This window comes from Mesorhizobium sp. M7A.F.Ca.CA.001.04.2.1, assembly GCF_003998485.1.
Lineage (GTDB): Bacteria > Pseudomonadota > Alphaproteobacteria > Rhizobiales > Rhizobiaceae > Mesorhizobium > Mesorhizobium ciceri.
In genome coordinates this window covers 1-18,306 of the sequence record NZ_RZQT01000123.1, presented here as the reverse complement: position 1 = coordinate 18,306, position 18,306 = coordinate 1, and the positions used below count along the sequence as shown (strand labels likewise).

Annotated in this window: 29 protein-coding genes and 1 pseudogene; all 30 read left to right on the top strand. The window is 62.0% G+C overall.

The window, feature by feature from the left end; all coding sequences use genetic code 11:
• Nucleotides 1-134: pseudogene (gene tuf, locus EN955_RS27675) on the top strand (elongation factor Tu); the annotation flags it as partial.
• A gap of 69 nt (nt 135-203) precedes the next feature.
• On the top strand, nt 204-512 hold the full coding sequence (gene rpsJ, locus EN955_RS27670; RefSeq protein ID WP_010909272.1) for a 30S ribosomal protein S10: 309 nt from the start codon (nt 204-206) through the stop codon (nt 510-512).
• Nucleotides 513-573: 61 nt separating this feature from the next.
• Nucleotides 574-1,302, top strand: coding sequence for a 50S ribosomal protein L3 (gene rplC / locus EN955_RS27665; protein WP_013531422.1), 729 nt, complete (start codon nt 574-576; stop codon nt 1,300-1,302).
• Nucleotides 1,302-1,922: a 50S ribosomal protein L4 gene (gene rplD / locus EN955_RS27660; RefSeq protein ID WP_013531423.1), complete on the top strand. Its 621-nt coding sequence runs from the start codon at nt 1,302-1,304 to the stop codon at nt 1,920-1,922. The genes rplC and rplD overlap by 1 nt, the downstream gene beginning before the upstream one ends.
• Nucleotides 1,919-2,212, top strand: a complete 294-nt coding sequence (locus EN955_RS27655; protein WP_013531424.1) for a 50S ribosomal protein L23 — start codon at nt 1,919-1,921, stop codon at nt 2,210-2,212. The genes rplD and EN955_RS27655 overlap by 4 nt, the downstream gene beginning before the upstream one ends.
• A 22-nt stretch (nt 2,213-2,234) precedes the next feature.
• Nucleotides 2,235-3,068, top strand: a complete 834-nt coding sequence (gene rplB, locus EN955_RS27650; RefSeq protein WP_024505067.1) for a 50S ribosomal protein L2 — start codon at nt 2,235-2,237, stop codon at nt 3,066-3,068.
• A 16-nt stretch (nt 3,069-3,084) separates the two neighbouring features.
• Complete coding sequence (gene rpsS / locus EN955_RS27645) at nt 3,085-3,363, top strand: 30S ribosomal protein S19 (RefSeq protein WP_006205463.1); 279 nt, start codon at nt 3,085-3,087, stop codon at nt 3,361-3,363.
• 2 nt (nt 3,364-3,365) lie between these two features.
• A complete protein-coding gene (gene rplV / locus EN955_RS27640) occupies nt 3,366-3,755 on the top strand; it encodes a 50S ribosomal protein L22 (protein WP_006205462.1) in 390 nt (129 codons plus the stop codon).
• Nucleotides 3,755-4,480, top strand: a complete 726-nt coding sequence (gene rpsC, locus EN955_RS27635) for a 30S ribosomal protein S3 (protein WP_013531426.1) — start codon at nt 3,755-3,757, stop codon at nt 4,478-4,480. The genes rplV and rpsC overlap by 1 nt, the downstream gene beginning before the upstream one ends.
• A 27-nt stretch (nt 4,481-4,507) precedes the next feature.
• The gene (gene rplP / locus EN955_RS27630) at nt 4,508-4,921 is read left to right on the top strand and encodes a 50S ribosomal protein L16 (RefSeq protein WP_013531427.1); all 414 of its coding nucleotides are present in this window, start codon (nt 4,508-4,510) and stop codon (nt 4,919-4,921) included.
• A 13-nt stretch (nt 4,922-4,934) separates the two neighbouring features.
• Nucleotides 4,935-5,135, top strand: coding sequence for a 50S ribosomal protein L29 (gene rpmC / locus EN955_RS27625; RefSeq protein ID WP_006205459.1), 201 nt, complete (start codon nt 4,935-4,937; stop codon nt 5,133-5,135).
• Nucleotides 5,136-5,146: 11 nt separating this feature from the next.
• Nucleotides 5,147-5,386, top strand: a complete 240-nt coding sequence (gene rpsQ, locus EN955_RS27620) for a 30S ribosomal protein S17 (protein WP_010909280.1) — start codon at nt 5,147-5,149, stop codon at nt 5,384-5,386.
• An 83-nt stretch (nt 5,387-5,469) separates the two neighbouring features.
• Nucleotides 5,470-5,838: a 50S ribosomal protein L14 gene (rplN, locus tag EN955_RS27615; RefSeq protein ID WP_006205457.1), complete on the top strand. Its 369-nt coding sequence runs from the start codon at nt 5,470-5,472 to the stop codon at nt 5,836-5,838.
• Nucleotides 5,839-5,850: 12 nt separating this feature from the next.
• A complete protein-coding gene (rplX, locus tag EN955_RS27610; RefSeq protein ID WP_013531428.1) occupies nt 5,851-6,165 on the top strand; it encodes a 50S ribosomal protein L24 in 315 nt (104 codons plus the stop codon).
• A complete protein-coding gene (gene rplE, locus EN955_RS27605; protein WP_013531429.1) occupies nt 6,158-6,757 on the top strand; it encodes a 50S ribosomal protein L5 in 600 nt (199 codons plus the stop codon). Before rplX ends, rplE begins: the two co-directional genes overlap by 8 nt.
• A 27-nt stretch (nt 6,758-6,784) precedes the next feature.
• Nucleotides 6,785-7,090 (top strand): 30S ribosomal protein S14, encoded by a 306-nt coding sequence (gene rpsN, locus EN955_RS27600; protein WP_013895695.1) that lies wholly within the window; start codon nt 6,785-6,787, stop codon nt 7,088-7,090.
• Nucleotides 7,091-7,102: 12 nt separating this feature from the next.
• Nucleotides 7,103-7,501, top strand: coding sequence for a 30S ribosomal protein S8 (gene rpsH, locus EN955_RS27595; protein ID WP_013531431.1), 399 nt, complete (start codon nt 7,103-7,105; stop codon nt 7,499-7,501).
• Nucleotides 7,502-7,590: 89 nt separating this feature from the next.
• Nucleotides 7,591-8,124, top strand: coding sequence for a 50S ribosomal protein L6 (rplF, locus tag EN955_RS27590; RefSeq protein WP_013531432.1), 534 nt, complete (start codon nt 7,591-7,593; stop codon nt 8,122-8,124).
• A 138-nt stretch (nt 8,125-8,262) separates the two neighbouring features.
• Entirely contained in the window at nt 8,263-8,622 is a 360-nt protein-coding gene (rplR, locus tag EN955_RS27585) for a 50S ribosomal protein L18 (RefSeq protein WP_013531433.1), read from the top strand.
• A gap of 148 nt (nt 8,623-8,770) precedes the next feature.
• The gene (gene rpsE, locus EN955_RS27580; RefSeq protein WP_006333394.1) at nt 8,771-9,334 is read left to right on the top strand and encodes a 30S ribosomal protein S5; all 564 of its coding nucleotides are present in this window, start codon (nt 8,771-8,773) and stop codon (nt 9,332-9,334) included.
• A gap of 24 nt (nt 9,335-9,358) precedes the next feature.
• Nucleotides 9,359-9,556: a 50S ribosomal protein L30 gene (gene rpmD, locus EN955_RS27575; protein ID WP_006205449.1), complete on the top strand. Its 198-nt coding sequence runs from the start codon at nt 9,359-9,361 to the stop codon at nt 9,554-9,556.
• 22 nt (nt 9,557-9,578) lie between these two features.
• Nucleotides 9,579-10,055, top strand: coding sequence for a 50S ribosomal protein L15 (gene rplO, locus EN955_RS27570; RefSeq protein ID WP_024505068.1), 477 nt, complete (start codon nt 9,579-9,581; stop codon nt 10,053-10,055).
• Nucleotides 10,056-10,247: 192 nt separating this feature from the next.
• Nucleotides 10,248-11,588 (top strand): preprotein translocase subunit SecY, encoded by a 1,341-nt coding sequence (secY, locus tag EN955_RS27565; RefSeq protein WP_013531435.1) that lies wholly within the window; start codon nt 10,248-10,250, stop codon nt 11,586-11,588.
• Nucleotides 11,585-12,181, top strand: coding sequence for an adenylate kinase (locus tag EN955_RS27560; protein WP_013531436.1), 597 nt, complete (start codon nt 11,585-11,587; stop codon nt 12,179-12,181). Before secY ends, EN955_RS27560 begins: the two co-directional genes overlap by 4 nt.
• A 210-nt stretch (nt 12,182-12,391) precedes the next feature.
• Nucleotides 12,392-12,760, top strand: coding sequence for a 30S ribosomal protein S13 (gene rpsM, locus EN955_RS27555; RefSeq protein WP_013531437.1), 369 nt, complete (start codon nt 12,392-12,394; stop codon nt 12,758-12,760).
• Between the two features lie 162 nt (nt 12,761-12,922).
• On the top strand, nt 12,923-13,312 hold the full coding sequence (rpsK, locus tag EN955_RS27550) for a 30S ribosomal protein S11 (RefSeq protein ID WP_006205444.1): 390 nt from the start codon (nt 12,923-12,925) through the stop codon (nt 13,310-13,312).
• 102 nt (nt 13,313-13,414) lie between these two features.
• Entirely contained in the window at nt 13,415-14,425 is a 1,011-nt protein-coding gene (locus EN955_RS27545; RefSeq protein ID WP_013531438.1) for a DNA-directed RNA polymerase subunit alpha, read from the top strand.
• Nucleotides 14,426-14,529: 104 nt separating this feature from the next.
• Nucleotides 14,530-14,961 (top strand): 50S ribosomal protein L17, encoded by a 432-nt coding sequence (gene rplQ, locus EN955_RS27540; RefSeq protein WP_013531439.1) that lies wholly within the window; start codon nt 14,530-14,532, stop codon nt 14,959-14,961.
• A 199-nt stretch (nt 14,962-15,160) separates the two neighbouring features.
• Nucleotides 15,161-16,648, top strand: a complete 1,488-nt coding sequence (locus tag EN955_RS27535; RefSeq protein WP_013531440.1) for a DegQ family serine endoprotease — start codon at nt 15,161-15,163, stop codon at nt 16,646-16,648.
• Nucleotides 16,649-16,696: 48 nt separating this feature from the next.
• Complete coding sequence (locus tag EN955_RS27530; protein WP_024505069.1) at nt 16,697-18,004, top strand: replication-associated recombination protein A; 1,308 nt, start codon at nt 16,697-16,699, stop codon at nt 18,002-18,004.
• Nucleotides 18,005-18,306 lie beyond the last annotated feature (302 nt).

Genomic DNA, 18,306 nt, shown 5'->3' with positions numbered 1-18,306 from the left:
TGATGCCGGGCGACAACATCACGGTCGATGTCGAGCTGATCGTGCCGATCGCCATGGAAGAGAAGCTGCGCTTCGCTATCCGTGAAGGCGGCCGCACCGTCGGTGCCGGCATCGTCGTCACCATCAAAGAGTAATTTGGACTTAAACCGATCTGTCGCGGGCGCGGGAGTTGCCCGCGCCGCGCCAGAACAAGGAAGTGACGCATGAACGGACAGAATATCCGCATCCGCCTTAAGGCGTTTGACCACCGCGTGCTCGACGCCTCGACGAAGGAAATCGTGTCGACGGCCAAGCGTACCGGTGCAAACGTCCGCGGCCCCATTCCGCTGCCGACGCGGATCGAAAAGTTCACGGTCAACCGGTCGCCTCACGTCGACAAGAAGAGCCGCGAGCAGTTCGAGATGCGCACGCACAAGCGTCTGCTCGACATCGTCGATCCGACCCCGCAGACGGTCGATGCTTTGATGAAGCTCGATCTGGCCGCCGGCGTCGACGTCGAGATCAAGCTCTAAGGGAATGAGAGCGCGGTAAGGGGCGGTGCCCCTGGCCCGGAACTCTAAAGGAATTGAACCGATGCGTTCAGGTGTGATTGCAAAGAAGGTGGGAATGACCCGCATCTATAACGATGCCGGGGAACATGTTCCCGTCACCGTTCTCCTGATGGAGAACTGCCAGGTCGTGGCCCAGCGCACGCAAGAGAAGAATGGCTACACCGCCGTTCAGCTCGGCGTTGGCCTTGCCAAGGTGAAGAACACGTCGAAGGCGATGCGCGGCCATTTCGCGACCGCTTCCGTCGAGCCGAAGGCGAAGGTCGCCGAGTTCCGCGTCTCCGCCGACAACATGATCGATGTCGGCGCCGAGATCACCGTCGAGCACTTCGTCGCCGGCCAGAAGGTCGATGTGACGGGCACGACGATCGGCAAGGGCTTTCAGGGCGTCATCAAGCGCCACCACATGGGCGGTGGCCGTGCAACGCACGGTAACTCGGTTTCGCACCGTACGCACGGTTCGACCGGCCAGCGCCAGGACCCGGGCAAGGTGTTCAAGGGCAAGCATATGGCTGGCCACATGGGCGACACCCGCGTCACCACGCAGAATGTCGAGATCGTGTCGACCGACGCCGACCGCGGCCTGATCCTGATCCGCGGTGCGGTTCCCGGATCGAAGGGCGCCTGGATCCTGGTCCGCGATGCGGCCAAGGTGGCACTGCCGGCCAATGCGCCGAAGCCTGCCGCGATCCGCGCCGTTGCTGCCGAAAGTGGCGCCAAGAACGAGGCTCCGGCCACAGAGGGAGCGGAATAATGGATCTCAAGATCACAACGCTGGGCGGCAAGGACGCCGGCAAGGTGGAACTCTCCGACGAGATTTTCGGCCTTGATCCGCGCGAAGACATCCTGCAGCGCGTCGTGCGCTGGCAGCTTGCCAAGAAGCAGCAGGGCACGCACAAGACCAAGGGTCGCGCCGAGATCGCGCGCACCGGCGCCAAGATGTACAAGCAGAAGGGTACGGGCCGCGCCCGTCACCATTCGGCACGCGCTCCGCAGTTCCGCGGCGGCGGCAAGGCCCACGGCCCGGTCGTTCGCAGCCACGAGCACGAACTGCCGAAGAAGGTTCGCGCTCTTGGCCTCAAGCATGCTCTCTCGGCCAAGGCCAAGAGCGCGTCGATCATCATCATCGACGAACTGAAGCTGACCGAGGCCAAGACGAAGGCGCTGATCGCGAATTTCGCGACGCTGGGCCTGACCAATGCTTTGCTGATCGGCGGCGCCGAGCTTGACAAGAACTTCAAGCTGGCGGCGACGAACATCCCCAACATCGACGTGCTGCCTATCCAGGGCATCAACGTCTACGACATTCTGCGCCGCGGCACGCTGGTCCTTTCGAAGGCCGCCGTCGAGGCTCTCGAGGAGCGTTTTAAATGACCGACCTTCGTCATTACGACGTGATCGTCTCGCCGGCGATCACCGAAAAGTCGACCATGGCCTCCGAGCAGAACAAGGTCGTCTTCAACGTCGCCAAGAAGGCGTCGAAGCCGGAAATCAAGGCCGCCGTCGAAGCGCTGTTCGGCGTCAAGGTGATGGCCGTGAACACGCTTGTCCGCAAGGGCAAGATCAAGCGCTTCCGTGGCACGGTTGGCCGCCAGAGCGACGTCAAGAAGGCGGTTGTGACGCTGGCCGATGGCCAGTCGATCGACGTCGCGACGGGTCTCTGAGCAAGGCCGCGAGGACAGAACAATGGCACTGAAAAAATTCAACCCGGTAACGCCCAGCACCCGTCAGCTGGTCATCGTCGACCGCTCGGGCCTCTACAAGGGCAAGCCCGTCAAGGGTCTGACCGAAGGCCTGACCAAGTCGGGCGGCCGCAACAATCACGGTCGCATCACCGCCCGCTTCATCGGCGGTGGTCACAAGCGTTCGTACCGCATCATCGACTTCAAGCGCCGCAAGTTCGACGTCGTCGGCACGGTCGAGCGCATTGAGTACGATCCGAACCGCACCGCCTTCATCGCGCTGATCAAGTATGACGATGGCGAGCTGTCCTACATCATCGCTCCGCAGCGTCTGGCTCCCGGCGACAAGATCGTGTCCGGTGAATCGGTCGACGTGAAGCCGGGCAATGCGATGCCGCTGGCTTCGATGCCGGTCGGCACCATCGTCCACAACATCGAGCTGAAGCCGGGCAAGGGCGCTCAGGTCGCCCGTTCGGCAGGTGGTTACGGTCAGCTGGTCGGTCGTGACCAGGGCATGGCGATCCTGCGCCTCAATTCGGGCGAGCAGCGTGTCGTTCACGGCTCCTGCATGGCCACTGTTGGCGCCGTGTCCAATCCGGACCACGGCAACATCAATGACGGCAAGGCCGGTCGCACGGTCTGGCGTGGCAAGCGCCCGCACAATCGCGGCGTGACCATGAACCCGGTCGACCATCCGCACGGCGGCGGCGAAGGCCGCACATCGGGTGGCCGCCATCCGGTTTCGCCCTGGGGCAAGCCGACCAAGGGCAAGAAGACGCGGTCCAACAAGGCGACCGACAAGTTCATCCTGCGCTCGCGCCATCAGCGCAAGAGCTAAGAAGAGGTAACGCCAAGTGACTCGTTCGATTTGGAAAGGCCCCTTCATTGACGGCTACCTTCTCAAGAAGGTGGACAAGGTTCGTGAAGGTGGTCGCAATGAGGTGATCAAGATGTGGAGCCGTCGCTCCACCATCCTGCCGCAGTTCGTCGGCTTCACCTTCGGTGTCTACAACGGCCAGAAGCATGTTCCCGTCTCGGTGAACGAGGACATGGTCGGTCACAAGTTCGGTGAATTCGCTCCGACCCGGACCTATTACGGTCACGGCGCGGATAAGAAGGCGAAGAGGAAATAATCATGGGCAAGGCCAAAGCTCCGCGCAGGCTTGCTGATAACGAAGCGCGCGCCGTATTGCGCACGATCCGTATCAGCCCGCAGAAGCTGAACCTGGTTGCCGCGCTGATCCGCGGCAAGAAGGTCGCGACAGCGCTTTCCGATCTCGAATTCTCGGCCAAGCGGATTTCCGGCACGGTCAAGAAGACGCTGGAATCGGCAATCGCCAACGCGGAAAACAACCACGACCTGGATGTCGATGCACTGATCGTGGCGGAAGCCTATGTCGGCAAGTCGATCGTCATGAAGCGGTTCCATGCCCGTGGCCGCGGTCGCGCCAGCCGTATCGAGAAGCCGTTCTCGCACCTCACGATCGTCGTTCGTGAAGTCGAAGAAAAAGGGGAGGCCGCATAATGGGCCAGAAAGTCAATCCGATCGGTCTTCGCCTCGGCATCAACCGCACCTGGGATTCGCGCTGGTTCGCGAACACCGGCGAGTACGGCAAGCTGCTGCATGAGGACATCAAGATCCGCAAGTATCTCGAGAAGGAGCTCAAGCAGGCTGCCATCTCGAAGGTCGTGATCGAGCGTCCGCACAAGAAGTGCCGCGTCACCATCCATGCCGCGCGCCCGGGTCTGATCATCGGCAAGAAGGGCGCCGACATCGAGAAGCTTCGCAAGAAGCTGATGGAGATGACGAAGTCCGAGACGCACCTCAACATCGTTGAAGTGCGCAAGCCGGAGATCGACGCGACCCTGGTCGCCCAGTCGATCGCCCAGCAGCTCGAGCGTCGTATCGCGTTCCGCCGCGCCATGAAGCGTGCCGTTCAGTCGGCGATGCGCCTCGGTGCCGAAGGCATCCGCATCAACTGCGCCGGCCGCCTCGGCGGCGCCGAGATCGCGCGCATGGAATGGTATCGCGAAGGCCGCGTGCCGCTGCATACGCTGCGTGCGGACGTCGACTACGGTACGGCCGAAGCGCACACGGCTTATGGCATCTGCGGCGTCAAGGTCTGGGTGTTCAAGGGCGAGATCCTTGAGCATGACCCGATGGCTTCGGAGCGTCGGGCCAGCGAAAGCGATGCAGCGCATGGCGGTGGTGGTGATCGCGAACGCGGTCGTCGTCGCGAAAACGCCTGAGACATTTAGGAATTTGGAGTTAGAACGATGCTGCAGCCAAAGCGCACAAAGTTCCGCAAGCAGTTCAAGGGCCGTATCCATGGTACCGCAAAGGGCGGCACCAACCTGGATTTCGGTGGTTTCGGGCTGAAGGCGCTTGAGCCGAACCGCGTCACCGCACGTGAGATCGAGGCGGCCCGCCGCGCGATCACCCGTGAAATGAAGCGCGCTGGTCGCGTCTGGATCCGTATTTTCCCGGACGTGCCGGTCACTTCGAAGCCGACCGAAGTCCGCATGGGTAAGGGCAAGGGCGCGGTCGATTACTGGGCGGCGCGCGTCAAGCCAGGCCGCATCATGTTCGAGATCGACGGCGTCAATGAAGAAACCGCCCGTGAGGCACTGCGTCTCGGCGCGGCCAAGCTCTCGGTCAAGACGCGCTTCGTGCAGCGCATCGCAGAATAAGGACGGGCTGATCATGAAAGCCGAAGACATCCGGACCAAGACCCAGGACCAGCTGACCGACGACCTGGCCAGCCTGAAGAAGGAGCAGTTCAACCTGCGCTTCCAGAAGGCCACCGGCCAGCTCGAGAAGACCGCGCGCGTGAGACAGGTTCGTAAGGACATTGCGCGTATCAAGACCATCGCTGCGGAAAAGTCCGCGGCTAAGAAGGCTTAAGGACGAAAACCATGCCAAAGCGCATTCTGCAGGGCACCGTCGTCAGCGACAAGAACGAGAAGACGGTTGTCGTCAAGGTCGAACGGCGCTTCACGCATCCCGTGATGAAGAAGACCGTGCGCATGACCAAGAAGTACAAGGCGCACGACGAGAACAACGCCCACAAGGTTGGCGATCAGGTGTTCATCCAGGAATCGAAGCCGATTTCCAAGGACAAGCGCTGGATCGTCGTGTCTTCGGACCAAGCCTGACCTCGGGCGTAAACAACGAATTTTGGACAGACCGGGGAGGGGCTTTGAGCCCATCCCGTTAGAAGAGAAGAAGGCGGCCAGTCATGATTCAGATGCAAACAAACCTCGACGTCGCGGATAATTCCGGCGCCCGTCGTGTCATGTGCATCAAGGTGCTGGGCGGCTCGAAGCGGAAATACGCTTCCGTGGGCGACATCATCGTGGTGTCGATCAAGGAAGCCATTCCGCGCGGCCGCGTGAAGAAGGGCGATGTGATGAAGGCGGTCGTGGTTCGCACGGCCAAGGACATTCGCCGCCCGGACGGCAGCGTGATCCGTTTCGACAAGAACGCGGCCGTTCTCGTCGACAACAAGAAAGAGCCGATCGGCACGCGTATCTTCGGACCGGTTCCGCGCGAACTCCGCGCCAAGAACCACATGAAGATCATCTCGCTCGCGCCTGAAGTGCTGTAAGGAGCCGGACCAATGCAAAAGATTAGAAAAGGCGACAAGGTCGTCGTGCTGGCCGGCAAGGACAAGGGCCGTTCGGGCGAAGTCCTCTCGGTACAGCCGAAGGAAGACACCGCGCTGGTGCGCGGCGTCAACATGATCCGCCGTCACCAGAAGCAGTCCCAGTCCCAAGAGGGCGGGATCATCACCAAGGAAGCGCCGATCCAGCTGTCGAACATCGCGCTGGCCGACCCCAAGGATGGCAAGCCGACCCGCGTCGGCTTCATCTTCCAGAAGGACGGCAAGAAGGTGCGCGTCGCCAAGCGCTCGGGAGAAGTCATCAATGGCTAAGGCTCAAACCACGAAGCCCAAGGCTGAAAGCAAACAGTCCAAGGCTCAGAACACGCCGCGCCTCAAGCAGGTCTACAACGAGACCATCCGCAAGGCGCTGCAGGAACAGTTCGGCTACGACAACGAGATGCAGGTTCCGCGCATCGACAAGATCGTGCTGAACATGGGCGTCGGCGAAGCGACCGCCGATTCGAAGAAGCCTTCGATCGCGGCCGAAGACCTGGCGATGATTGCCGGCCAGAAGGCCGTCGTCACCCGCGCCCGCAACTCGATCGCCGGCTTCAAGGTCCGCGAGAAGATGCCGATCGGCGCCAAGGTCACGTTGCGCAAGGAACGGATGTATGAGTTCCTCGACCGTCTCGTGAACATCGCACTGCCGCGCGTCCGCGACTTTCGCGGACTGAATCCGAAGAGCTTCGATGGCCGTGGCAACTACGCCATGGGCATCAAGGAACACATCGTGTTCCCGGAGATCAACTACGACAAGGTTGATCAGATCTGGGGCATGGACGTCATCGTTTGTACGACTGCGAAGACGGACGACGAAGCCAGGGCATTGCTCAAGGCCTTCAACTTCCCCTTCCGCCAGTAACGGCAGCGAGAAAAGGAAAAATCTGAAATGGCAAAGACCAGCTCAGTCGAGAAGAACAACAGGCGCCGCAAGCTTGCCGACCAGTATGGTCCCAAGCGGGCTGCGCTCAAGGCGATCATCATGGATCAGTCCAAGCCGATGGAAGAGCGTTTCCGCGCTCAGCTCAAGCTTGCCGCCATGCCGCGCAACTCGGCCAAGATACGCATCCGCAACCGCTGCGAAGTCACCGGCCGTCCGCGCGCCTACTATCGCAAGCTCAAAGTATCGCGCATCGCGCTTCGTGATCTCGGCAATAACGGCCAGATCCCGGGCCTGGTCAAGTCGAGCTGGTAAGGAGGACATAACATGTCATTGAGCGATCCTCTCGGCGATATGCTGACCCGCATCCGCAACGCGTATGGCCGCAAGAAGTCGAGCGTTTCGACGCCGGCTTCGCGTCTGCGCACCCGCGTCCTCGACGTGCTGAAGGCTGAAGGCTATATCCGCGATTACAGCCAGACCGACTTCGACAACGGCAAGTCCGAAATCGAGATCGAGCTGAAGTATTTCGACGGCGCGCCGGTCGTGCGCGAAATCGCCCGCGTTTCGAAGCCAGGCCGCCGCGTCTATGTTTCGGCCAAGTCGATCCCGCAGGTCGCAAACGGCCTCGGCATCGCCATCCTTTCGACACCGAAGGGCGTGATGGCCGACCATGAAGCACGTGAACAGAACGTCGGCGGTGAGATCCTCTGCCAGATCTTCTGATCTGGCAGTTGACCGCAAAGTGGAATCCGGTCTTCGGATCGTTCCCGAAGACAGAGACCTGAAACAAGAGAAGTGACGAGGACAACAAAATGTCTCGTATTGGAAAGAAACCCGTTTCGCTGCCGCAGGGCGTGACCGCGACCGTCAACGGCCAGACCGTGACGGCGAAGGGCCCCAAGGGTGAGCTGAAGTTCGTGGTGAACGACGAAGTGCTGGTCAAGATGGAAGGCAGCGAGATCGCTGTCCAGCCGCGCGACCAGACCAAGACCGCCCGCTCCAAGTGGGGCATGTCGCGCACGCAGATCGTCAACATCCTGCAGGGCGTCAAGGACGGTTTCGAGAAGAAGCTCGAGATCACCGGCGTCGGCTATCGCGCGGCACTTCAGGGCAAGAACCTGCAGCTGGCGCTTGGCTTCAGCCATGACGTCGTCTATGAGACGCCGCAGGGCATCACCATCACCGTGCCGAAGCCGACTGAAATCACCGTGGCCGGCATCGACAAGCAGCAGGTCGGCCAGGTTGCGGCCGAGATCCGCGAGTATCGTGGTCCCGAGCCTTACAAGGGCAAGGGCGTCCGCTACGCCGGCGAGAAGATCGTCCGCAAGGAAGGCAAGAAGAAGTAGTAGGCCTGGCCTCGAGAAGTTGAAGACTTTTCGGAAAGGGCCAAGCCAAGAGTGTAACGCCGCGGGGAGCGGTCGCGGGAGGCGCTTTCGCCTACCGCATATGGCGGCCCCCGTTTTTTGAAGGCAAGGAAGACCATCATGGGTACCAAGGAATCCACGCAGCGCCGTGCGCAGCGCGTCCGTCGTCAGATCAAGAAGGTCGCCGGCGAGCGTCCGCGTCTGTCGGTCCACCGCACGTCGAAGAACATCTATGTGCAGGTCATCGACGACGCCAAGGGCCACACCATCGCCGCCGCTTCGACGCTCGAGAAGGACTTCAAGGGTTCGCTCAAGACCGGCGCCGACACCGCTGCCGCCACCGCGATCGGCAAGCTGATCGCCGAGCGCGCCACCAAGGCCGGCGTCAAGGAAGTCGTCTTCGACCGCGGCGCTTACATCTATCACGGCCGCGTCAAGGCGCTCGCCGAGGCTGCCCGCGAAGGTGGCTTGAGCTTCTAAGCATGATCCCGAAAAGTTGCAGACTTTTCGGATAAAGATTATGCGAAGGAAATGATTTCGCCCCCGGTGACCGTTTCCCGATTTATTCGGGGCGAGGCACCGGATCTTATCAGCAACCGTGCTTCCGGAAAAAAACAAGGAACAGGATATGGCACAGGAACGTAGGGATGGCGGCCGCGGCCGCGATCGTGAAGAACGCGATGACGGCATGGTGGACAAGCTCGTCCACATCAACCGCGTCGCCAAGGTCGTCAAGGGCGGCCGTCGCTTCGGTTTTGCAGCACTCGTCGTCGTCGGCGACCAGAAGGGCCGCGTCGGCTTTGGTCACGGCAAGGCGCGCGAAGTGCCGGAAGCTATCCGCAAGGCAACTGAATCGGCCAAGCGCGACATGATTTTCGTGCCGCTGCGCTCGGGCCGTACGCTGCATCACGACGTCGAAGGACGCTGGGGTGCTGGACGCGTGCTGCTGCGCGCCGCCAAGCAAGGTACCGGCATCATCGCCGGTGGCCCGATGCGCGCTGTCTTCGAGACGCTCGGCATGCATGACGTGGTCGCCAAGTCGATGGGTTCGTCGAACCCCTACAACATGGTTCGCGCCACCTTCGACGCGCTGAAGAGCCAGATGCATCCCAAGGATGTGGCTGCTGCTCGCGGCATCAAGTATTCGACCCTTCAGGCCCGCCGCGGCACCGCCGTTGCGGCTGAAGAATAGTCGATCTGACCAGGGATTTTGACCATGGCCAAGAAAGCAACCAAGACCATCACCGTTGAGCAGATCGGTTCGCCGATCCGCCGTCCGAAGGAACAGCGCGCGACGCTGGTCGGCCTCGGCCTCAACAAGATGCACAAGCAGCGCACGCTGGAAGATACGCCCTCCGTGCGCGGCATGATCGCTGCCGTCCAGCATCTCGTCCGCGTCGTGGACGAGGGCTGAGCCAGAGCGCAGGAGAAGTCAGATGAAACTCAACGATCTGCGTGACAAGGACGGCGCGACGCACTCCAAGAAGCGTCTCGGCCGTGGTATCGGCTCTGGCTCCGGCAAGACCGGCGGCCGCGGCGTCAAGGGCCAGAAGGCGCGCTCCGGCGTCGCCATCAACGGCTTCGAGGGTGGCCAGATGCCGCTCTACCGACGCCTGCCGAAGCGTGGCTTCAACAACATCTTCGCCAAGAGCTTCACCGTCGTGTCGCTGGCCCGCATCCAGGTGGCCATCGACGCCAAGAAGCTCGACGTCAAGGCAACCGTGACGGCTGAATCGCTGGTTGCCGCCGGCGTCATCCGCCGCGTCAAGGACGGCGTGCGCATCCTCTCGGATGGCGAGATCAAGGCGAAGCTCGCCTTTGACGTCGCCGGCGCCTCCAAGGCTGCGATCGAGAAGATCGAAAAGGCCGGCGGTTCGGTCAAGCTGCCGCAGGAAAAGGCAGCTGCCGAGTAACGGCAATTTGAAGCGCGATCGGCAGGAGTGGGATCCGTTTTTGCTCACGATTTCGCTTTGATCTGCTCAACGAGGCGGCCGCGTCAACGCGGCCGCTTGCATGTTTAGAGCCCGGAGCTTATCTCGTGAGCTTCGGTGAAACGCGCCGCCTGACCTCAGGGCCATCAAGCGTTACCAAGCGGAGAATCAGGCATGGCTTCGGCTGCTGAACAATTAGCCTCGAATCTGAATTTCTCGGCCTTCGCCAAGGCGGAGGATTTGAAGAAGCGCATCTGGTTCACGATCGGCGCGCTGCTGGTTTATCGCCTCGGCACCTACATCCCGCTTCCCGGTATCAATCCCGACGCCTTCGCCCAGGCCTTCTCTTCGCAGAGCAAGGGCGTGCTCGGCATGTTCAACATGTTCGCCGGCGGCGCCGTGCAGCGCATGGCGATCTTTGCGCTCGGCATCATGCCTTACATCTCCGCCTCCATCATCATGCAGCTGATGACCTCGGTCATCCCGTCACTGGAAGCGCTGAAGAAGGAAGGCGAACAGGGCCGCAAGGTGATCAACCAGTACACGCGCTACGGCACCGTGCTGCTTGCGCTGGTCCAGGCCTATGGCATTTCGGTCGGTCTGGAAGGCGGCAACGGCATCGTCAGCGACCCCGGCATGTTCTTCCGCATCTCGACCGTCGTCACGCTGGTCGGCGGCACCATGTTCCTGATGTGGCTGGGCGAGCAGATCACCGCCCGCGGCATCGGCAACGGTATTTCGCTGATCATCTTCTCCGGCATCGTCGCCGGCCTGCCGCACGCCATCTCCGGCACGCTGGAGCTTGGCCGCACCGGCGCGCTGTCGACCGGCCTGATCCTGGCGATCATCGTGCTGGCTATCGTCGTCATTGCGCTCATCGTGTTCTTCGAGCGCGCCCAGCGCCGCTTGCTGATCCAGTATCCGAAGCGCCAGGTCGGCAACCGGATGTTCCAGGGCGATACCTCGCACCTGCCGCTGAAGCTCAACACGTCGGGCGTCATTCCGCCGATCTTTGCCTCGTCGCTGCTTTTGCTGCCGGCCACCGTCGCCGGCTTCTCGCAGACGACGAACCTGCCGGCGTGGGCAAGCACCGTGCTCGCCTCGCTCGGCCACGGCCAGCCGCTCTACATGCTGTTTTATGCGGCGATGATCGTGTTCTTCGCCTTCTTCTACACCGCGATTGTCTTCAACCCGAAGGACACCGCCGACCAGCTCAAGAAGCATTCGGGCTTCATCCCGGGCTATCGTCCGGGCGAGCGCACCGCCGATTATATCGATTACGTTCTCACCCGCATCACCGTCGTCGGCGCCATCTATCTGGTGCTGGTGTGCCTGCTGCCGGAGTTCCTGATCTCGGCGACTGGCGTACCATTCTACCTTGGTGGCACATCGCTTCTGATCGTGGTCAGTGTCACGCTCGATACGGTTGCGCAGATTCAGGGTCACCTGATCGCGCACCAGTATGAAGGCCTGATCAAGAAGTCGAAGCTGCGCGGGGGGAAGAAAGCCAGATGAGGTTGATATTGCTTGGGCCGCCAGGAGCGGGCAAGGGGACGCAAGCACAAAGACTGGTAGAAAAACACGGCATACCCCAGCTCTCGACGGGCGACATGCTGCGTGCTGCCGTCCAGGCAGGCACCGAGGTTGGCAAGCGCGCCAAGGCGGTGATGGATGCCGGTGAACTGGTGTCCGACGCGATCGTCAACGCGATCGTCGCTGAGCGTATCGATCAGCCCGACTGCGCCAAGGGGTTCATCCTCGACGGCTATCCGCGGACCCTGGTGCAGGCGGATGCGGTCGAGCAGATGCTGTCGGATCGCTCCCAGGGGCTCGACGCCGTCATTGAACTCGTGGTCGACGACAAGGCCCTGGTTGGCCGGATCGTCAAACGCGCCGACGAGGCGCAGGCCGCCGGCCTTCCCGTTCGCAAGGACGACAATCCGACCGTGTTCGAAGAGCGCTTGAGGGAATACTACAAGAAGACGTCGCCGCTGATTGGCTACTACTATGCCAAGGGCAAGCTCCGCAGTGTCGACGGCATGGCCGATATCGACGCCGTGACGGAACAGATCGAAGCGGTGCTCAAGGACGCGGTGCGGGGAAATTAACGATTGCACTTGACGGAGGCGGTTCGCTGCGGTATGGCGGCCCGTCTTCCTATCAGGCATGAGCTTTGCTTGTCCGCAAGGGCAAGGCAGCCGCATTGAACTGGAAACTCCCGCATGGGCCGGCCTCCACCGGACGCGGGGCAACTTAAGACAGCGCCGAGCCTACCTTGTTTTTGAGGATTGGCCGGCCCACATGGAGAAGGGAAGAACATGGCTCGTATAGCCGGCGTCAACATTCCGACCAACAAGCGCGTTGTCATTGCGCTTCAGTACATTCACGGCATTGGCAAGCGGTTCGCCCAGGAGATCGTCGACAAGGTCGGCATCCCGGCCGAGCGCCGCGTCAACCAGCTGACCGACGCGGAAGTGCTGCAGATCCGCGAGACCATCGACCGCGATTACCAGGTTGAAGGCGACCTGCGCCGCGAAGTCTCGATGAACATCAAGCGGCTCATGGACCTCGGCTGCTACCGCGGCCTGCGTCACCGCCGCTCGCTGCCGGTCCGCGGCCAGCGCACGCATACCAATGCGCGCACCCGCAAGGGCCCGGCCAAGTCGATCGCCGGCAAGAAGAAGTAATTTTTTTAGGGGAATAAGGGAGTAGGGGAGTAAGGCAGTAGGGAATGCCCGCCAGTCGGGTCGCATTTTTCCCTACTCCCTTACTGCCCTATTCCCCTACTCCCTTACGAAGGTGGAGCCGCTGGCATTACGGCGGTGTAGAGATCAACTGAAAGGACTATCATGGCCAAGGAAGCCGCTCGTGTTCGCCGTCGCGAACGCAAGAATATCTCGTCGGGCGTTGCCCACGTCAATTCGACCTTCAACAACACGATGATCACCATCACCGATGCACAGGGCAATTCGATTGCCTGGTCGTCGGCCGGTGCCCAGGGCTTCAAGGGTTCGCGCAAGTCGACCCCGTTCGCTGCCCAGATGGCTGCCGAGGATGTTGCCAAGAAGGCCCAGGAACACGGCATGCGCATGCTCGAAGTCGAGGTCTGCGGACCCGGCTCCGGTCGTGAATCGGCACTGCGCGCCCTGCAGGCGGCCGGCTTCACCATCACCTCGATCCGTGATGTGACGCCGATCCCGCACAATGGCTGCCGCCCGCGCAAGAAGCGTCGCGTCTAAGCATTTACCGAACGCCGCGCGAGCGCCCTTGGGCGCTCCTCCGTGGCATTCCAGGTCGCCCGCCACGATTGGATGGTGGCGGGTCAACGGAAGGAAAGCATCATGATCCAGAAAAATTGGCAGGAACTGATCAAGCCGAACAAGATCGAGTTCTCGTCGAAGAAGAAGACGCTGACCACACTGGTCGCCGAGCCTCTCGAGCGTGGCTTTGGCCTGACGCTGGGCAACGCGCTGCGCCGCGTGCTTCTGTCTTCGCTGCGCGGTGCGGCTGTTACCGCCGTGCAGATCGACGGCGTTCTACATGAATTCTCGTCCATCGCCGGTGTGCGCGAGGACGTGACCGACATCGTCTTGAATATCAAGGAAATCGCCATCCGCATGGAAGGCGATGGTCCCAAGCGCATGGTCGTTCGCAAGCAGGGACCGGGTGCGGTTCTTGCCGGCGACATCCAGACGGTTGGCGACGTCGAGATCCTCAACCCCGACCACGTCATCTGCACGCTGGACGAAGGCGCTGAAATCCGCATGGAATTCACCGTCGACACCGGCAAGGGTTACGTGCCGGCCGACCGCAACCGCGCCGAAGACGCGCCGATCGGCCTCATCCCGGTCGACAGCCTTTATTCGCCGGTCAAGAAGGTCTCCTACAAGGTCGAGAACACCCGCGAGGGCCAGGTTCTCGACTATGACAAGCTGACCATGACGATCGAGACCGACGGTTCGATCACCGGCGAGGACGCAGTGGCTTTCGCCGCCCGCATCCTGCAGGACCAGCTCGGCCTGTTCGTCAACTTCGACGAGCCGCAGAAGGAAGTCGCCGCCGAGGCCGTCACCGAGCTCGCCTTCAACCCGGCGCTGCTCAAGAAGGTCGACGAACTCGAGCTTTCGGTGCGTTCGGCCAACTGCCTGAAGAACGACAACATCGTCTATATCGGCGACCTGATCCAGAAGACCGAGGCCGAGATGCTGCGCACCCCGAACTTCGGCCGCAAGTCGCTGAACGAGATCAAGGAAGTCCTGGCGGCGATGGGCCTGCACCTCGGCATGGAAGTGCCGGACTGGCCGCCGGAAAACATCGAAGACCTCGCTAAGCGTTACGAAGACCAATATTGAGCATGAATTCCAAGGATCGGCGGCGTGGGCCGCTCGATCCGACGGTCATGCGGAAAACCATCAGAGGCCGCGGCCTCTTGAACAACTGAAGAAGGAAAAGAGCCATGCGCCACGGTTTCAAAGGCCGCCGCTTCGCCCGAAGCATTAGCCATCGCAAGTCGATGTTCGCCAACCTCGCCGTGTCGCTGCTCGAGCACGAGCAGATCGTCACAACCTTGCCGAAGGCGAAGGACCTGCGTCCGATCGTCGAGAAGCTGGTGACGCTCGGCAAGCGTGGCGACCTGCACGCCCGCCGCCAGGTCATTGCCCAGATCGGCAATGAAGGCGTCGTCAAGCGTCTGTTCGACACCATCGCGCCGCGCTACGCCAACCGCAATGGCGGCTATCTGCGCATCATGAAGGCGGGCTTCCGTCACGGTGACAACGCCGCGATGGCTGTCATCGAGTTCGTCGATCGCGACGTCTCGGCCAAGGGCGCCGGCGACCGCGCTCGCATCGAGGCCGAAAGCGCTGACGCGGACGCCGCAGCCGCATAAGGCTCGGTTTTCCCAAATGAGTTCAAAGGGGCCTGCGGGCCCCTTTTTGTTTTCTGAAAGCAGCAAACCGCGCCGGAATCCGATTTCCGGGCATGCCCCTGGGGTTTTGGCCCAAAATAGTCGGATTTCAGCGGCTTAGCCTTTCATTTTGCACAATCGTCGGGACAATGCCCCCGAACTTGCCTTGGAGGATTCGCGAATGCGCGCCAGAAGACTGCCCTTTGTTCTGCTTTTCGCCATCATGGCGTTTGCGGCCGCACCGGTGGTCAGGCAGGCATTGGCCGAGGAGACCAAGACCGATCCTGGCCTGTCCGATGTGCTGACCGACCTGCTGCATGGCGTCGAGGGCGAGAACGCGACGTCCGGTCCCGACAAGCGCGTGCCGTTCGGTCGCGAGGAGGTGCAGCTGTCGTTTGCGCCGCTGGTCAAGCAGACGGCGCCGGCGGTGGTCAACGTCTATGCCTCGCAGACCGCCAAGGTGACATCGCCTTTCGACGGTGATCCGTTCTTCGAAGAATTCTTCGGCCGCTCGCAGCCGCGCGCGCAGTCTTCGCTGGGCTCCGGCGTGCTGGTCGATCCGACCGGCGTCGTGGTCACCAATTACCACGTCATCAAGGATGCCGACCGGGTCAAGGTGGCGACCGCTGATGGGCGTGAGTTCGACAGCAAGGTGCTGCTCAAGGACGAGACTCTCGACCTTGCCGTGCTCAAGATCACCTCGGACAAGCCGTTTCCGGTCATTGCCATCGGCGATTCCGACGCGCTCGAGGTCGGCGATCTGCTGCTGGCCATCGGCAACCCCTTCGGCGTCGGCCAGACCACCACCAGCGGCATCGTCTCGGCACTGGCCCGCAGCCATATCGGCGTCTCCGATTCCAGCTTCTTCATCCAGACCGACGCCGCCATCAATCCCGGCAATTCCGGCGGTGCGCTGATCAACATGGGCGGCCAGCTGGTCGGCATCAATACGGCCATCTACAGCCGCAGCGGCGGTTCGATCGGCATCGGCTTCGCCATTCCCTCGAACATGGTTCGCGCCTTTGCCGACGCGGCCAAGGCCGGGCTCGACTTCTTCGAACGGCCCTATATCGGCGCCGAGTTCGAAGCGGTGACGCCGCAGATCGCAGAATCGCTCGGCATGGAGAAGCCGACCGGTGCGCTGGTTTCGTCGGTCGAGGCGACCGGACCGGCCGCCAAGGCAGGGCTCAAGCCCGGCGACGTGGTGCTGCAGCTCAACGGCAAGCCGGTCGAGAGCATCGAAGCGCTGGACTACCGGATGGCGACGCTGTCGATCGGCACCACCGCCAATTTCGCGGTCCTGACCAAGGGCCAGCAGGCGGCGATGGATATCGCGCTGGAGCGTGCTCCGGAAGGCATGAAGGCTGCCGAGGTGACGCTGCATGGCCGCAGCCCGTTCTCGGGCGCCAAGGTCGCGGAGCTTTCGCCCCGGCTCGCGCAGCGGCTTGGCCTGCGCACGGACATCAAGGGCGTCACCGTGGTCGACATCAACCGCGATTCACCGGCCGCCGATTTCGGCTTCCAGCCGGGCGACATCGTGCGCGAGGTGAACGGCACCACCATCGATACCGCAGCGACCCTGGAGCTGGCGGCCAAGACGGATACGCGCTGGTGGCGCTTTACGGTCGAGCGCGGCGGGCAGATACTGCGTCAGGTGTTGCGTTATTAGGGCTGGGTTCCGTGCATTCGGGCTCATGCTCCAACGAAAAAGAAGTGCATGGCCGATCTGTTCAGCGTCGATGAACCGGAAAAGACGCCGCCTGGGCGGCCGCTGGCCGACAGGCTGCGGCCGAGGAACCTTGGCGAGGTCGTCGGCCAGGAGCATCTGACCGGGCCTGACGGCGCGCTGACCCGGTTGATCGGTTCCGGCTCGCTCGGCTCGATGATTTTCTGGGGGCCGCCCGGCACCGGCAAGACCACCGTGGCGCGGTTGCTCGCCGGTGAAACGAGTCTCGCCTTCGAGCAGATATCGGCTGTCTTTTCCGGCGTCGCCGACCTGAAAAAGGTGTTCGAATCAGCCAAATTGCGCCGTGCCAATGGCCGCCAGACCTTGCTGTTCGTCGACGAGATCCATCGCTTCAACCGCGCGCAGCAGGACAGTTTCCTCCCGGTCATGGAGGACGGGACAGTCGTGCTGGTTGGCGCCACGACCGAAAACCCGTCCTTCGAACTGAATGCCGCTTTGTTGTCACGCGCGCGCGTTCTGGTCTTCCATTCGCTTGGCGAGGAGAGCATCTCCAAGCTGATGGCGCGGGCGGAGGAGACCGAGGGCAGGGCGCTGCCGCTCGACGACGAGGCGCGGGCCATGCTCATCCGCATGAGCGATGGCGACGGCCGCGCCTCTCTTACCCTGGCAGAGGAAGTCTGGCGAGCAGCCAAGCCCGGCGAGGTCTTCGATCCCGAGGGTCTGCAGCGCATCGTCCAGCGCCGCGCGCCAATCTACGACAAGGGCCAGGACGGCCATTACAATCTGATCTCGGCGCTGCACAAATCGGTACGCGGTTCAGATCCTGACGCGGCCCTCTACTATCTCGCACGCATGTTCGATGCCGGCGAGGATCCGCTCTATCTAGGCCGCCGGCTGGTGCGCATGGCCATGGAAGACATCGGCCTTGCCGACCCGCAGGCGCTTGTCGTCGCCAATGCGGCCAAGGATGCCTACGACTATCTCGGCTCGCCCGAAGGCGAACTCGCCTTTGCCGAGGCCACCGTCTATCTCGCCACCGCGCCCAAATCCAACGCCGTCTACAACGCTTTCAAGGCCGCCACGCGGGCCGCCAAGGAACACGGCTCGCTGCTGCCACCCAAGCACATCCTCAATGCGCCGACCAAACTGATGAAAGAGGAGGATTACGGCGCCGGCTACCGCTACGACCATGACGAGCCGGATGCCTTTTCGGGGCAGGATTATTTTCCGGAGAAGATGGGTCGCCAGACCTTCTATGATCCGCCCGAGCGCGGCTTCGAGCGCGATATCAGGAAGCGGCTCGATTATTGGGCAAAGCTGCGCAAAGAGCGGGAATAGCCGGCTTGCGTGAGGCTATTGACCGGATCCGCCAGGCAGCCAGCCGGCCGCGGTAGCAGGGCCGTTGTGTGGTAACCCAAAAAACCTTATCAAGGCGCACGGCCGGGCGGTGGCCGTTGCCTTGATTTGGGCACCTCATTCGCAACAGGATCGCGCTTCGCGCGTGGAAAAATGACAAAAACCCTTCGCAAGTCCCTTCGCAAGTTCGCCATTGCCATCCCGCTTCTCGCCCTTGGCTTCTATTTCATCCCCATCCTGACGACGATCTTCATCATCTGCGGCCTGATCGACGTGCTGCGCAA